The organism is Flammeovirga sp. AWQ4_249 (genome assembly GCF_056161045.1).
In genome coordinates, this window is sequence record NZ_JBSWYJ010000003.1 from 186734 (window position 1) to 201175 (window position 14442).

General features: G+C 32.2%; 17 protein-coding genes. 6 read left to right on the plus strand and 11 right to left on the minus strand.

What is annotated here, in order from left to right:
* Positions 1-405: 405 nt before the first annotated feature.
* Positions 406-2127 (minus strand): SulP family inorganic anion transporter, encoded by a 1722-nt coding sequence (locus ACXAHM_RS04355; protein WP_474959183.1) that lies wholly within the window; start codon positions 2125-2127, stop codon positions 406-408.
* Between the two features lie 285 nt (positions 2128-2412).
* Between ACXAHM_RS04355 and ACXAHM_RS04360 the strand changes: the two genes are divergently transcribed.
* The 6 genes from ACXAHM_RS04360 to ACXAHM_RS04385 all read left to right on the plus strand — a co-directional run bounded on the left by ACXAHM_RS04360 (position 2413) and on the right by ACXAHM_RS04385 (position 6229).
* The gene (locus ACXAHM_RS04360) at positions 2413-3141 is read left to right on the plus strand and encodes a metallophosphoesterase (protein WP_474959184.1); all 729 of its coding nucleotides are present in this window, start codon (positions 2413-2415) and stop codon (positions 3139-3141) included.
* Between the two features lie 149 nt (positions 3142-3290).
* The gene (locus tag ACXAHM_RS04365; protein WP_474959185.1) at positions 3291-4199 is read left to right on the plus strand and encodes a diacylglycerol/lipid kinase family protein; all 909 of its coding nucleotides are present in this window, start codon (positions 3291-3293) and stop codon (positions 4197-4199) included.
* A gap of 232 nt (positions 4200-4431) precedes the next feature.
* Entirely contained in the window at positions 4432-4668 is a 237-nt protein-coding gene (locus ACXAHM_RS04370) for a thioredoxin family protein (RefSeq protein ID WP_474959186.1), read from the plus strand.
* 34 nt (positions 4669-4702) lie between these two features.
* Positions 4703-4939 (plus strand): thioredoxin family protein, encoded by a 237-nt coding sequence (locus ACXAHM_RS04375; RefSeq protein WP_474959187.1) that lies wholly within the window; start codon positions 4703-4705, stop codon positions 4937-4939.
* Positions 4940-4987: 48 nt separating this feature from the next.
* Complete coding sequence (locus tag ACXAHM_RS04380; RefSeq protein ID WP_474959188.1) at positions 4988-5230, plus strand: thioredoxin family protein; 243 nt, start codon at positions 4988-4990, stop codon at positions 5228-5230.
* 30 nt (positions 5231-5260) lie between these two features.
* Entirely contained in the window at positions 5261-6229 is a 969-nt protein-coding gene (locus tag ACXAHM_RS04385; RefSeq protein WP_474959189.1) for a permease, read from the plus strand.
* Positions 6230-6296: 67 nt separating this feature from the next.
* Here the strand turns inward: ACXAHM_RS04385 and ACXAHM_RS04390 are convergent, their stop codons facing one another.
* From ACXAHM_RS04390 to ACXAHM_RS04435, 10 genes are all read right to left on the minus strand, one after another.
* Complete coding sequence (locus ACXAHM_RS04390) at positions 6297-6893, minus strand: sigma-70 family RNA polymerase sigma factor (RefSeq protein ID WP_474959190.1); 597 nt, start codon at positions 6891-6893, stop codon at positions 6297-6299.
* Between the two features lie 118 nt (positions 6894-7011).
* Positions 7012-8130: an MBL fold metallo-hydrolase gene (locus tag ACXAHM_RS04395; RefSeq protein ID WP_474959191.1), complete on the minus strand. Its 1119-nt coding sequence runs from the start codon at positions 8128-8130 to the stop codon at positions 7012-7014.
* 90 nt (positions 8131-8220) lie between these two features.
* A complete protein-coding gene (locus ACXAHM_RS04400; protein ID WP_474959192.1) occupies positions 8221-8868 on the minus strand; it encodes a hypothetical protein in 648 nt (215 codons plus the stop codon).
* A gap of 18 nt (positions 8869-8886) precedes the next feature.
* Positions 8887-9375 (minus strand): N-acetyltransferase family protein, encoded by a 489-nt coding sequence (locus tag ACXAHM_RS04405; RefSeq protein ID WP_474959193.1) that lies wholly within the window; start codon positions 9373-9375, stop codon positions 8887-8889.
* A gap of 6 nt (positions 9376-9381) precedes the next feature.
* Positions 9382-9762 (minus strand): hypothetical protein, encoded by a 381-nt coding sequence (locus ACXAHM_RS04410; RefSeq protein ID WP_474959194.1) that lies wholly within the window; start codon positions 9760-9762, stop codon positions 9382-9384.
* A gap of 25 nt (positions 9763-9787) precedes the next feature.
* Entirely contained in the window at positions 9788-10693 is a 906-nt protein-coding gene (gene mmuM, locus ACXAHM_RS04415; RefSeq protein WP_474959195.1) for a homocysteine S-methyltransferase, read from the minus strand.
* Between the two features lie 237 nt (positions 10694-10930).
* Positions 10931-12262, minus strand: coding sequence for a hypothetical protein (locus tag ACXAHM_RS04420; RefSeq protein WP_474959196.1), 1332 nt, complete (start codon positions 12260-12262; stop codon positions 10931-10933).
* A 57-nt stretch (positions 12263-12319) separates the two neighbouring features.
* On the minus strand, positions 12320-12727 hold the full coding sequence (locus ACXAHM_RS04425; protein ID WP_474959197.1) for a hypothetical protein: 408 nt from the start codon (positions 12725-12727) through the stop codon (positions 12320-12322).
* A 143-nt stretch (positions 12728-12870) separates the two neighbouring features.
* Positions 12871-13458, minus strand: coding sequence for a hypothetical protein (locus ACXAHM_RS04430; RefSeq protein WP_474959198.1), 588 nt, complete (start codon positions 13456-13458; stop codon positions 12871-12873).
* Complete coding sequence (locus ACXAHM_RS04435) at positions 13458-14441, minus strand: Smr/MutS family protein (protein ID WP_474959199.1); 984 nt, start codon at positions 14439-14441, stop codon at positions 13458-13460. Before ACXAHM_RS04435 ends, ACXAHM_RS04430 begins: the two co-directional genes overlap by 1 nt.
* Between the last annotated feature and the right edge of the window lies 1 nt (position 14442).

Consider the following 14442-nt stretch of genomic DNA (forward strand, 5'->3'; position numbering starts at 1 on the left):
AAAATTTTTGACCTAGTGGTCAAAAACTCTTTTTCTACACATGAGCTTCTTTTGTTTCCTCATGTTTTAATGCATATATCTTAAAAGGTATTATCAAGCAATTCACTAAACAAACTCCTAACAGAATTTGTGAATAAAGCTTTAATATCATTCCATCAGGTATAACGAGATAGGATAAAGTAAAAACTCCGATAATAGAAAATAATAATGCTATGTAATATTTTGATGTCTTTTTCATCTTGACAGTTGACTTTATGTTTGCATGCTGATGTAATATAGTCAAACACATCCTAAAATGTATCACTTACATAAGGTATTCAATTAATTTGATAAAAAAGAAATAGTTCATTTACCCTTATTCAATGATGTAATATTACATTAAGATAACACAAGATTTTCCTCTTATCAATCAAGGGTAAACTGCTGATTTGCAATATTTTTATTCTTGTAAGTGTAATTATCCTTATCATCCAAAAACTTCATTACATCATACAGGTTGACAAACAACTGCTTTCCTCCTAAGAGTTCAACAATGTTGATTTTGAATAATAAATCACGAACAGGTCCTACAACTGTGGTAAAATAAACGGCTATGCCTTTTTCATTACATTTCTCAATAAAAAGCTTCATTTCATTGACGGCTGTCACATCCATATAATTGATACTTTCGGCTTTCATCACAATATGTTCTAAATTTTCACGCTGCCTTACCCAATCATTTAATGAATCTAATACATATCGAATATTACTAAAATAAAGGGGAGCATCAATGCGAACAATCAATGTATTTTCTCTCTCTTTCGCATTAGCAAAACGGAGAATATTTCTATGAATTTTTGTTCCTTCAATCTTACCTAAGATAGCCATATGTGGATACAAAGTATGATATAAGAAAACTGACATTGAGACACCTACGCCAATTGACAATCCAATAATCACCCCAAATTCCATCGTACTCAAAAACGTTATTAACATCACTAAGAATTCTTTCTTTTCGAGTTGATAGTATTTTTTGAAATAATCAAAACTGAGCAAACTAGGTGTAGCGGCCATAATAATTGCCCCTAAAATAGTCTTTGGAAGGTAATAAAAGATATCTGTGAAAAAGAGTAATACCAGTGCAATCATCAATGTAGAGACTAGGTTTGATGCTCTTGTATTTGCTCCTGATGAGGCATTAATAGCTGTTCTTGAAAAAGATGAACTTGCTTGATAACCACCAAATAAAGCACCAATACTGTTGGCTAAACCTAAAGCAATAAACTCTCTATTGGGGTCTATTGGACTTTTGGGATCATCGATAGATTTGATAATACTATTTGAAACAGTGAATCCAATTACTGCTACAACAACTGCTAAAGGGATGACTTCAGTATATTGAATATTGATAAAATCAGGTAATTGAAAAACGGGTAACCCTGATGGTATGTCTCCAACGACTTTAATTCCGTATTGTTCTAAATTTAAAAATAGACTTAATGTTATCCCTAAAACGACAATGATAGGAGTACTTAGCTTATTGAACTTTGTTTTTTTGAATAATAAAATCAAAATCACAGTCCCAATACCAATTACCGCTGAAAGCCAATGAATATGACTTGCTTGGCTGATATAGCTAAATAATTCCTCGTGAAGATATTTAGAAGGTGCTGGCGCTATATTTAATACGTTTTTGAGCTGGCTTATAGCAATTAAAAGGGCCGCTGCAGTGGTAAAACCTTTTAATAAAGGAGCTGAAAAGAAGTTGGCTATAAAGCCCAACCTTAGATATCCTGCAATAATCTGAAAAATGCCAGACAAAAAGACGACTACTAATATTGTATTGATATAATTGGGTGATGTTGTCAGAATAGACATTCCTAACATACCAGAAGCTAATAACATTGAGTCTAATGCTGCAGGTCCAATAATTAGCTTTTTCGAAGATCCGAAAAGTAGGTATAATAAAGGTGCAACCAAAGAAGCATACAATCCATACTGTACAGGTAAGCCTGCAATAACGGCATAAGCCATCCCTTGAGGGATCAACAATACCCCTGTTGCAAAACCTGCTGATATGTCTCCCGAAATATATTCTTTTTTATAGGTTTTTATTAATGAGAATATACTGAGTGGATTGTTTGTCATAGTCTAATAATTTTACAAAAAGCAGTTATCAACATATAAAGTTGAGTAGATAGTAACGAAAAGACGCTTTGTGAATAACTTTTAACTTTTCTTGGTAAAATACTATAAATTGTAAATATAATTTAATAGTTATCAACATTCACTTGTGAATAGCTGTAAATATTGTTGATAAGTTTAAACTAAAAATCTCAAAATCAACACAATTTAAAGCTATTGCAAATATACGGTGGTTATTTTTTAATAAAGAATTATATTTGGTTTTTCGTCCAAAATTTACCTTTTGTTGTGAAATCACTGAAATTAAAAACCGACCAATACGTTAGAAGATTTGCTATAGGAGACATTCATGGTTGCTATGAGACATTTAAATATTTAGTTGAAGAAAAAATTAAGTTGAATAAAGATGACATCTTATTCTTACTAGGTGATTATATCCACAAAGGTCCTGATAGTCAAAAAGTCATTGATTATATCACTAAACTAAGAAATGAGGAATATGCGATCTATCCAATTATGGGAAATCATGAGGATGGATTGATTCGAAAACAACAGAAATACAAGCATTCATTTTTACGATTTATGGCCAACATGACCAAAAGTCATAGTTACATATTAAGTGATGATGAAAAACTTTATGAAAAAAATAAACGCTTCCTAAAACAACTTCCTATCCATATACAAATTGAAGATTATCATTTTGTACATGCCGGATTTAATTTTGAGGCAGAAAAACCCAAAAAGGATTTTGCTTCTATGTTAGTGATTCGTAAACCCTACCCTACTGAACCTCATAAAATATTTATGAAAAGACGTGTATTGCATGGTCATACTCCAATTGATTTAGAAAAAACACAACTAATGGTCAATGAAAGAAGTAGGTTTATCAATTTAGATACTGGATGTGCTTACCATAAAGGAACAACTCCACATCAACGTAAGCATCAAGGCTATCTCTCATGTCTTGACTTAGATTCTTTTGAATTAATTTCAGTGAAAAATAAGGATCAGATTTAAAATAGATATAAAAATCTAAGATAGTGAAGAGTTTAATTTAATTCTAAACTCCCCCCTTCTGATAGAAAAGAATGACCCTAATTATTATTTTTAGAATTCAACAAAATCCTTAAGTTTGTAAGAGGTAAACATCAATTAACAACATCTGAATGAAACTATTACTTGTCGTCAATCCTATTTCAGGAGATATAGATAAAGAACCTTTTATCGAAGAAGCTGCTGAGTTTTTGGATAACTATGGGATTGCTTATAAAGTTTTTAAGACTACTGGAGAAAATGATCTTGAGAAATTAAGGCAAGTTGTGGCAGAATTTCAACCTACAAAGGTGGCTTCCATTGGTGGAGACGGCACTACCCTTTTTACATCTATCGCATTATTAGATACAGGTATTCCGATGGGTATTGTTCCTCTTGGATCTGCTAACGGTATGGCGGTGGAACTATATGTAGATGACGAACCCATTTTTGCACTCAGAGATATCATTCTTTCCGATTTGGTGGTAGGCCTTGATTTATTAAAAGTAAATAACGAACACTATTGCCTGCATATTGGTGATGTTGGTGTCAATGCTCAAATCGTAAAAGGATACTCTGATGATACCAATCGTGGAATGACTACCTACTTCAAATATTTCCTCGAACAAGTAAAGAAAAAGAAGATCATTGATTATAAGATTGAAATCGATGGCAAAATCTATGAGGAAACAGGTATTATGCTTGCTATTTGTAATGCACGTAAGTTTGGAACAGGAGTACCTCTTAATAGTATCAGTAATCCATTTGATGGTAAATTTGAATTAGTAGCTATACCGGAGATGAATTTTGAAGATCTCATTATTGTAGGTTTATCCAAATTCGATGAGAGCTTTTTAGAAGATACAGACGGTAATGTGTATATCGCAGAAAAAGCAACGATCTATTTTGATCAACCTCAACTTTTACAATTAGACGGCGAAGTCATTGGCGGTTCAAGTCAATTAGATATTGAAATTATGCCAGGAGCAATAAAATACATTACAAATAGGAGCAATTTGTTATTAGAAGATCTTGAAGATTAAGATTCCTACATATAACAAAGCCCTTATTTAAAACACTTAGATCATTTTGAAATTGATTTAAGTGTTTTTTTATTAAAAATAATAAATCATAAACACCTGATTGTCAGTATTTTATATTTTATTTTTATTTTTTATTCATTTTTTTCTCAATTACTGTGTCTTTTTATGCCTACCCCATACTTCATAGGTGAAAACAGTTTAAAACTTAAAAAAAATAATTGTTATAAAACTTATGAAAGACATCAAAATTTTACATCAATCATGCTGTGGTGTTAACCCTAACATCAGAAAACAAATAGAAAAAGTTGCGAATGACTTAGGTGTTGAAGTAAGCATTACTGATATCACTGATATGATGGAAACTATGCAATATGGAACAATGGATTTTCCATCATTAGTAGTAGACAAACAAGTGTACTCTTACCGTCAAAATAAATCAGATGATGCGATTGCATCTTTAATCAAGTAATTCAAACGATTCACATTTAAAATATATCTCACTCATGAAAGACATTAAAATTTTACACCAATCTTGTTGCGGCGTTAACCCTAGAATTAGAAAACAATTAGAAAAGCTTGCTGCAGAAAAGAATATCGACATGAACATCACTGATGTTACGGATATGATCGAAACAATGCAGTATGGAACTACAGAATTTCCAGCTTTGGTAATCGATGGTAAAGTATTCAATTACAGATTACATAATACTGATGAAGAGGTAACAGCAGCACTCGCTTAGTGCGCTGCCTCTGCATCTCATCACTTTCACTTTATAAATGTTATCGCAATGGAAAAGATCATTAAAATACTTCACCAAGATTGTTGCACCATCAATCCAATTATCAAAAAAAGAGTGGAAAAAGTAGCAGATAAAAATCAAATCTCTGTACAAGTGGAAGACTTAAGAGAGTTGCAAGAGGTTATGATGTATGGTACTTCTGAGTTCCCAGCTATCGTTGTAGACGGAAAAGTTTACAGCTACAAAAAACACCACTCTGACGACGAGTTATTAAAAATATTAAATGCATAAATCTTAATTCTTTAGAAAGAAATCAAAATCATGGAAAGTTTACTAATCAAAGCCGCTGACTATCTTGTTTACCAATTAATTGGTTTAGCACCTGAATCAACATTCGGAAGTGCATTACACTATTTCTTTGTAGGAACTACACATATTATCCTTTTAGTAATAATCATTACTTACTTAATGGGAATTATCCAAAGTTACCTACCGCTAAATAAAATTAGAGCTTACTTAGAAAAAAATAAAAGTTTCGGAATAGGTAATATCCTTGCCTCAACACTTGGAGCAATCACACCTTTCTGTTCATGTTCATCAATTCCGCTATTTGTTGGTATGATGCAATCAAGAATTCCTCTAGGCATCGCCTTGTCTTTCTTAATTACATCACCATTGATTAACGAGATCGCCATCGCCATGTTCCTAGTGTCATATGGAGTTAAATTTACTATCGTATATGTATTATTCGGTATTGTACTTGGTGTTGTAGGTGGTATTTTATTAGACAAATTAGGAATGGCAAAATATGTTGCTGATTGGGTTCAAAACCTTGCAGAAACACACGCTGTTGAGGATAATGACTCAAGATCATTGAGAGAGCGTATGCCAGAAATTCATAAAGAAACTGTAAAGACTTTAAAGAATTTAATTCCTTATATTTTAGTTGGTTTAGCGATTGGATCATTTATCCACGGTTTTGTACCTCAATCATTCTTTGAGAAATACATTAATGCCGACAATCCTTTTGCAGTGCCAATCGCAGTTATTTCAGCTATTCCATTATATATTGATGCTGTAGGTATCTTACCAGTTATTGATACATTAATTGCTAAAGGAGTTCCAGTGGGAACAGCAATTGCCTTCATGATGGGTGCTGTTGGTTTATCTTTACCTGAAGCCTTATTATTGAAAAAAGTAATGAAAAAACAACTAATTATCACATTCTTCGCAACAATCGGAGCTGGAATGATCATCGCAGGTTACTTCTTTAATGTGATGTTTAGTTAATTATAAGTGAAGTGAGAGAGAGTCCTCTGAGCAATCAGAGGGCTTTTTTTGTATATAAAAAAGGAGCTTAATTAGCTCCTTCTTCATTTTCTAAACTGATCTTTATTTGTTCTTTTCCGATACAAGTGTCATTGACGGTACAATGGACAAAATTACCTTGAGCATCATATTCAATATCACAACACTGATGGAAAAGTTCTAATAGTTTCTTTCTTGCACGTTGAACTCTCATCTTAGCACCAGATAAGCCTATTCCTAACCGTTCAGCAATTTCTTTTTGTTGAACACCATCAATATCCGCCCATTTCAGTGGCTTTGCATATTCTTCAGGTAAAAGATCAATCATAGAAATAATATAATCTGCTGCATCAGATTTTTCTTCTTCTTCATCAAAGAAAGCGTTTTCGTCAAGAATAGAATCTGTACTGATTTTCTGTGATTGATAATAACTATAGATGACATTTCTCGCTACTTGAAATAACCATGCTTTGATATTTTTTATCTCAGATGGTTTCTCACAAGAGGTTGTCAATCTAAACATTACTTCTTGTGTTAGGTCTTCTATATCTTCTGCTCTGCCTACTTTTTTGGCAATGAAACTATGTATGTAATCGTAGTAATCATGAACGATTTCATTCATATTACTACAAGAGTTTTCGCTCATATCTATTTGGTTAATAAATTATTTTTCATTTTCAGTAATGGTTGTGGTTCGTAAGACATGATAAATCATGCCTCTACAGGTGTATTTTTCAAGCCAATTTATCTATGAGAAAATAGGTCTAGAATTTTTCCCACCATGGTTTTGTTGGATAACTTGTACTATCATTGACTATAAACGTTTGCCCGATCTCAGGCGTTGTGATAGGCATCCCAATGTTTTGAGCAGCTGCCGTAACACGTACTACTGGGTCTGTCCACGAATGCAGTGACAAAGTAAATGCTCCCCAATGTACAGGCATCATAATTTTAGCATTTAAATCTTTAGCAGCTTGTGCTGATTCTTCAGGCATCATATGAATTAGTGCCCATTTATCATTGTATTGCCCACACTCCATTAATGCGATGTCAAAAGGTCCATACTTCTCTCCAATTTCTTTAAAATGATCCGCATATCCACCATCACCACTAAAATACACTTTTTCATTCTTTCCTTCAACAATCCAAGAGCCCCAAAGCGTTTTATTTCGATCTGTTAACCCTCTTCCTGAAAAATGCCTTGAAGGAGTAAAAACAATATTTAAATTTTCATATGCTTCTTTGTCCCACCAATTCATTTCATGAATCTTTTCTTCTGCAATTCCCCATGCTCTAAAATGGGCTCCTACACCAAGTGGAACAAAAAAAGCGTTGACTTTGTCTTTTAATTTTTCAATTGATTCATAATCTAAATGATCATAATGATCGTGAGAAATAATCACAGCATCTACAATAGGAAAATCTTCTATTTCTAATGGTAATTCTTTGCTATAACGAGGAGCTCCTAACCATGGATGTGGTGCAGCTACTTGTCCAAACATCGGGTCCACTAATATATTTTTATTATCAATTTCCAGTAAAAAAGCGGAATGACCAAACCATGTAACTTTTGTAAGAGTATCTTCTTTAAGAATTTCTTCAGCAGTAATCTTTATAGGAGGAATATCTTTTTCAGGACGATCATTGTCTACTCCTTTTGCAAATTCTTTCATTGTTTCCCAAATACTTGAGAAACTCATATCCATTTTTGTCTCAATTAAATTTTGAAACTCTTCATTTTCATAATGACCTGATTGAGTATATCTAACTATATCACTTTCTGTATGTGTACCACCAAATTGTGGACTTAAGTAAAGAAAACCGATACCCAATAAGATAAAAAAAGCGATCAACGCTAGAAATATATAGCCTAATTTTTTCATTTTAATTTTACTATAGTAATTCAACTAAAGGTATTAAAAAAGGAGTATAAATCGTATACCCCTTCATGTATTTATAAACATCAATTTCTTTTACTTCATCAAAAACTTGCTGTCACTCATATAGATATAATCATTCTCTCCATCCATTTTAAATACTTTATCCACATCCAATTCTTCGTTTTCTACCAAGTCCCAAAAACCTTCCCCTACTACAGCTACCTGTTGCCCTTTTTCTAATCTATGTTCAGTTAATTTAAATTTCTTATTGAAACCCAATAAATTCTCTGTATCTATTCCTTTACTCCTAAGAAAATTTCTAACATTTGGGTTCATTCCGTTGGAAGAGTTATATGTATATTTTGAGAACAAATCATATTTGATCCTTTTATTATCAATAAATGCAATTTCATTTTCATCTCTGAGGTAAAGATCATTTGATTTTTCAGATTTATAAATTGTCTTCCAGCTACCATTATTGTCTCCAGATGATTTATATTGTTCTACAATTACTTTATAATAAATAACATCTTTTAAAGTCAAGGGTGATAAAAAAGGAGCTGATATACTATCCAAAGTTCCTACTACTTTAGAAGTTTCATTATCCTTAAAATACTTTAGCGATACCTTTTTATGTTTTTTCAACTTTCTATTCACTACAGCTTTATCATTAAATAAAGCACCAATAATTAGCATTACAACAACGGCAACAATGATTAATGGTATTAGTATATTTTCCATCTTTTAATGCTTTAAATTTTATATCTCTTTTTGATAAGAAACAACATCTAATACCTTCCCAAACTTCTCTCCTACATTTTTATAATGTGCACATTTTGTATAACCTGCTTTTTCAAACAAGGCGATACTTCCTACATTGTCTCCAGTAATTAAACCTAATAAATTTTTGATTGGTGTAGGCTTTGCAATTTCTTCCAAATACATCATTGCTTTCATTCCGATTCCCTTTTTATAAAAATCAGGATGCAAATAAATCGTTACTTCTGCTGATCTGTTATATGCTTGCCTTTTTTTAAAATTCGTTAGTAAACAATAGCCTACAATATTATGTTCTTGATAGATCATGAAAGATTTATACATCGGGTGATTTATATAAATAAATTCTTTTAATTCTTCAATCTGAATAGGTTCTGTATGAAAAGTAGCTGTAGAATTAGCAATATACCAATCATAGATTTCTTTAATCTTATGAAAATCTGATTCTTGAATTTCTCTATAAGTAATCATAATCGATTAAAATTTACCTGAATCTTGCTTAAACCAATAGTGATATGTTACTCTCAATAATGTGATTTCACCTGCTATCATAAATAAAATAGCCTCTTCATCTAACTCCTTTACCATATCAGCTTCTATAGAATACATATTTTTTAGTATTATCAATAGAATTAAAGGATAAGCGATAGAGGCAATTCCATATATTATTTTTTTGGTATGACTAAAAAAAGATGAACTAATGAGTAGAATAAAAACAAAACAAGCAGTTCCTAGTAAAAGCTTTCCTAAAAAAATATTTTGGTTAATAAAAACAATAATACCAGCTACAAAGGAAATAATAAAAAAGCCCGCTAATAGACCTATCCCTTTAAATTCCAATTCTTCATTTTTGTTCATAATAGTAAGTTTTTGTTTCGTTTAGTTAATCATTAATTTTTTGCATTGCAGCAATATGTTCATAACCCATTTGGCAACATCCTCCTACAATTGACGCCCCTTTTGCTATCCATTCTTTGGCCATTAGTGTACAATGTGTCGGATCTGAAATACCAGACCAAGTTTTGGTATCAGCATGATATACTTGCCCTGAGTTGGGATATACAACAATAGTTATTTTTTTATTTACTGCTCTGATTTCTTCTATTAAAGAAGAGATAAATTCAGGTTTAGTACAATTGACTCCTAAAGCAAAAACATGTGGTGCATCCAATAAATATTTTGAAATCTCTTTGATTGGTGTACCATCATTAAGATGCAATCCATCTTTACAAGAACAGCTAATCCATCCTTGATGATGTGTTGATTTTAACAGGTTCGTGATTGCTTTTACTTCTTCAAAACTAGGTATTGTTTCACAAGCAAGTAGATCTATTTCAGTAGAATCAATGATTTCAATCCTTTCTCTATGATAGTCCATCAACTCATTAACAGACTTATTATAATCACCTCTATATTCTGAACCATCTGCTAAAAAAGCTCCATAGGGACCAATACTTCCGGCAATATATGCCTGTTTCCCAGGATTTTCTTGAAGATATTTTTCTCTTGCATTGACAGCTAACTGAGTTGTTTTTTGTAATAGTGAAATACTTTCTTCTCTTGATTTCCCAATTTTCTGAAAACCTTCTATTGTTGCTTGATAAGCACTAGTAATCACACAATTTGCTCCTGCATTGAAATAGTTATAATGTGCTTTTTCTATCAGTTCACTTTCTTCCATCAGAAGTTTTGCAGACCACAATTCATGGTTTAAATCAGCACCTTCTTGTTCAAGTGCATTAGAAAGTCCTCCATCAAGGATAATTGGAAATTTAATTTGATTTGTCAAAGTTTATTATTTTCAGTCTATCAATATCATAAAGATATTCTATTTTTTTGAAATACAAACTTGACATAAGCGTTAAAGGAAGTAGTATTTTAGTTTGCTCATTTTGATTATTACTGTCTAGTCAATTCAAAACTATGATTTACCATCTTAACATCGAACGAAAATATAAATATGAAAAACCTCTGCCCGAAGACAGAGGTATTGGTCTTAGTTGTAGTTGCTAAATCATCAAAGGTATTAGAATATAAAACCGATACCGAGTTCTAGTAAGTTTTCTTCGATAGCTGCATATTTTCCTTTTGCTCGATTACTTCTAAACTGATAATCAACTTTAAAAGCAATCTCCTCTCGAGGCTTAAAGTTTATACCTACTGTAATGATATCAGAATTAAAATGCACCATATTAGCATGCTCATTATCAAGTAAGCTTTGATTGTAATCTTGATGCGTATTTAGATATTCATATCGAATAAAAATGGGTAATTTCACTTCATGAGGATCAATAATCACATTCTTTTTTCTAAAGAATTTCCGACTATTAAAAAGTGAGAGTAGATCATAACTCCCTTCTACCAAATACCCTACATTTTGAGAGGCGATAACTTGTCCGACTCCTCCATTATTTTGAGCTGTTAAAGCATACAAATCTTCAGTACCAGACATAAAACCAAAAGAAGCTAAAGCCATGAAATCCCAATTACGTTCTGTATATTTCACATAAGAAGTATAAAGTTGAGCCATTGCATTGGCTGTCTTTGATTGTTGGTTTACATCTAAAATTTGTTGTTGATTTCCAGCTTGACCAATCAAAGCTGAAGTACTTAAAATCCAATTTTTGAAACCTGTATAATTGAGTTGAGGGTTAATAAGAATCGTATTAAATGTACCCTTATCAAATCGAGGTTCTCTCCCTTGCCGAATCCAAGTTCCACTTAGAAATTCACTGCCATCTAATCCTTGTGTCACTCCTAATGAAAACGTAAAATATTGGGTTATTTTCCCATAAAAATTAAATCCTAAACCCATCCAAGTAGACGGAATGATCATGCGTTCGACATCCGATCTATTGACAGAAGAAAACATAACAGGATCATCATTATTATTAATATATCCAATATTTAAAGGGAAAATACCAGTCCTCACATTAAAAGATTCATGCAGAATAAAATCGATAAATGCTTCTGTGATCAATTCAAAATGAGCATGTCCATCAGGACTTTGAAGGTATTCCACCATTACCTCTGAATTCCATATGATTTTATCTGAAAAACGATACCCAAAGAATGTTGAAAAACGATATAAGGAGTTGTTACTAAGTTCGATGTCATCTTGAATCCCCACTGGAACTTCATTCCGATTGATATAGGAAACTTCTCCAAATCCAGATATACTCCATGGTTTCTCTGAAAAATAGACTTTTGAAGCTGCTTTTGCTAAACCAGGTTGTTGTTGGAACTTTGTTTCAGGAATTAATTCCTCTTCAGTCTGTTCTTTTATTTCTTGTCCAAAAAGAACACACGTATGTAATAGGTACAAGCACAATGTACCTAATGTATATTTAAATTTCATGATTGTATAAGCTTATAAGAATGTTTAATTATTCTTGAGAAAAGCACGACAATGTGCCTAGCTTATACGAGGTGGTGGTGGAATAATATCCTTAATAGGAGTTGGATATTTTTTATCTAAATAGAAAGAAGGAAGTCGTTCTGCCAAAGCAAAATCACTTACTTGTTCTGCTACAATTTGAAACTTTGGAAAAGACAGACAAATCGTAGGTGAAACACTTTTGGATTCATTTTGTGAAAAAGGATTATCAGCCATATCACTGAAGTCATCCTCCGAAAAAATACGGTAGATGATTTCTCCAAAACTTTCTATTTTATCTCCTTGGACAAAGGTTTGATTTGTAGAATAATTGGCTTGAGAAACCAATACAGCATCAATATCCACACTGTAATTAAATGTGTGGAGGGCTACCCATATACAGAAAAGTGGGCGAATGACTTTTTTATAGTATTGATGCAGTTTCAAATGATAAAAATCTTTATTGATTTCTGCAAAATAAACGAAAAGAAGAGATTAAAGTCTTTATTTAAATGATAATATATGTTTCTAAATTATTGATAATGAAGTAAAAAATAAAGGTATTGCGTTATACAATACCTTTACTAGATTTATTTTTTTACAAGTCCCCAAATCAAGAGAGGTATACCAACTGCAGCTAATACTGTACATATCTGAGTTAAGATTACAACCCCTTCTTCTAGGAAATTAAAGTAATTCTCTTCGGTACCCGCATAACTATATTTTACCGCTACATCACCGTTTGATTCTCTATGACCTAAAACCAATAGTGGTGTTCCTCTTTTGATTCCCTGCCATTGAATTGGTGCATTGGATGATGTTTTTTCTTCTAAAAGAATATGAGCAATTTCATCTCCTCGATAAGGAACTTCCTTAAAAAGTAAAGTCTCTTGTCCTTCTTTAGTTTGTAATTTTACAGGTTGTAATTTCTTTTCAACCGGCTTAAAACCGTTATGTTTTCCAGCACCTGTAAACTCCTCTTTTGAAGCGATAACAAAGAAGTTTTGAATGGTATCATTAGCGTTATCTACTATACCTTGTAAAAATACTTCACTGTCGTGTCCTTCTAAAGCCTTATCCAAAAATGTTTTTTCCTTGGATAATTTTGGCTTTCCTACACCATAAAGTGTCAGTGCTATTCCTGTCAGGATAATACCGATTACGATTCTTACATTCATTATTTTAATTTGACAAATGTAGCACCATAACCAAATTTTTCTTTACGTGCATCTTCGTAGTAATCTACATCTTTATGTCCTGATAAACGTTTCTGAATTTCAGTTTTCAATTTACCTGAACCGATTCCATGGATAAAAGTAATATGGTCCATCCCACTCACAATTGCTGCATCCAATTCTTTCTCAAAATGAAGAATTTGCATACTTAAAGTAGAGTTTCCCATATTAGGGTCTAAACCTAAAGCTTCCGCATGTAAATCCACTTCTGAAGCAGGTCTTTGTACTACTTTTTCTACTTTTTGAGCAGATACTTTTGAAGTATCCACTAAACCATCTTTGATTTTTTCTACATCAACAGCAGTTAAAGCTTTAATATCTAATTGGAATACATAGCCATCTTGTTTCATTCCAGGCACTTCTTGCTTATTATTGAAGAATGTTGAAGCTTTAAATCTTAATTTTTTCACCAATGGTTCATGATTCACACTTCTTCCAGGATAGAAAAATAAGGCTTGAAAAACATAGGCAGGCCATTCCTCAAAATTCTGTAAAGTAACTTGATCTGCTTTAACTTGAGATCTAGGCGTCAATGTTGACGTAAAAACACCTTTGTATTCTCCTTTACGGTCAGTACCTAATACAAATGGAATTGTAAGGTCTGAATTATTACAAACGTATACGTCTAATATTTGATCATTTTGATGAACAAAAGCAATAAAAACACCTCTTTCAGAGATCAATGGCAATGCTGCTTTTGGTCTATCTTTATTTTTTTTCTTTGCTGCTGTAGATACAACTCTGTCTTCTTCTTCGATACTTCCGAATTCCTCTGATTCCACAGTAGAAACTACTGCTAAATCCGTTTTTAGAAAGTCCATTCTAAAACCATCTGTATCTTCAATTTCAATTATTTGACCTTTTACAGTAACGACAATTCCTTCAATTTCGTCATGTAAACTTCTTACTTTATCTCCTATATTCATT

What these genes read in the sequence shown, in the direction of transcription:
- ACXAHM_RS04430 (WP_474959198.1), bottom strand. Translation starts at nt 13,458, where the DNA reads ATGAATGTAAGAATCGTAATCGGTATTATCCTGACAGGAATAGCACTG.
- ACXAHM_RS04400 (WP_474959192.1), bottom strand. Translation starts at nt 8,868, where the DNA reads ATGGAAAATATACTAATACCATTAATCATTGTTGCCGTTGTTGTAATG.
- ACXAHM_RS04395 (WP_474959191.1), bottom strand. Translation starts at nt 8,130, where the DNA reads ATGAAAAAATTAGGCTATATATTTCTAGCGTTGATCGCTTTTTTTATC.
- ACXAHM_RS04365 (WP_474959185.1), top strand. Translation starts at nt 3,291, where the DNA reads ATGAAACTATTACTTGTCGTCAATCCTATTTCAGGAGATATAGATAAA.
- ACXAHM_RS04385 (WP_474959189.1), top strand. Translation starts at nt 5,261, where the DNA reads ATGGAAAGTTTACTAATCAAAGCCGCTGACTATCTTGTTTACCAATTA.
- ACXAHM_RS04355 (WP_474959183.1), bottom strand. Translation starts at nt 2,127, where the DNA reads ATGACAAACAATCCACTCAGTATATTCTCATTAATAAAAACCTATAAA.
- ACXAHM_RS04380 (WP_474959188.1), top strand. Translation starts at nt 4,988, where the DNA reads ATGGAAAAGATCATTAAAATACTTCACCAAGATTGTTGCACCATCAAT.
- ACXAHM_RS04405 (WP_474959193.1), bottom strand. Translation starts at nt 9,375, where the DNA reads ATGATTACTTATAGAGAAATTCAAGAATCAGATTTTCATAAGATTAAA.
- ACXAHM_RS04410 (WP_474959194.1), bottom strand. Translation starts at nt 9,762, where the DNA reads ATGAACAAAAATGAAGAATTGGAATTTAAAGGGATAGGTCTATTAGCG.
- ACXAHM_RS04420 (WP_474959196.1), bottom strand. Translation starts at nt 12,262, where the DNA reads ATGAAATTTAAATATACATTAGGTACATTGTGCTTGTACCTATTACAT.
- ACXAHM_RS04375 (WP_474959187.1), top strand. Translation starts at nt 4,703, where the DNA reads ATGAAAGACATTAAAATTTTACACCAATCTTGTTGCGGCGTTAACCCT.
- ACXAHM_RS04370 (WP_474959186.1), top strand. Translation starts at nt 4,432, where the DNA reads ATGAAAGACATCAAAATTTTACATCAATCATGCTGTGGTGTTAACCCT.
- ACXAHM_RS04390 (WP_474959190.1), bottom strand. Translation starts at nt 6,893, where the DNA reads ATGAGCGAAAACTCTTGTAGTAATATGAATGAAATCGTTCATGATTAC.
- ACXAHM_RS04435 (WP_474959199.1), bottom strand. Translation starts at nt 14,441, where the DNA reads ATGAATATAGGAGATAAAGTAAGAAGTTTACATGACGAAATTGAAGGA.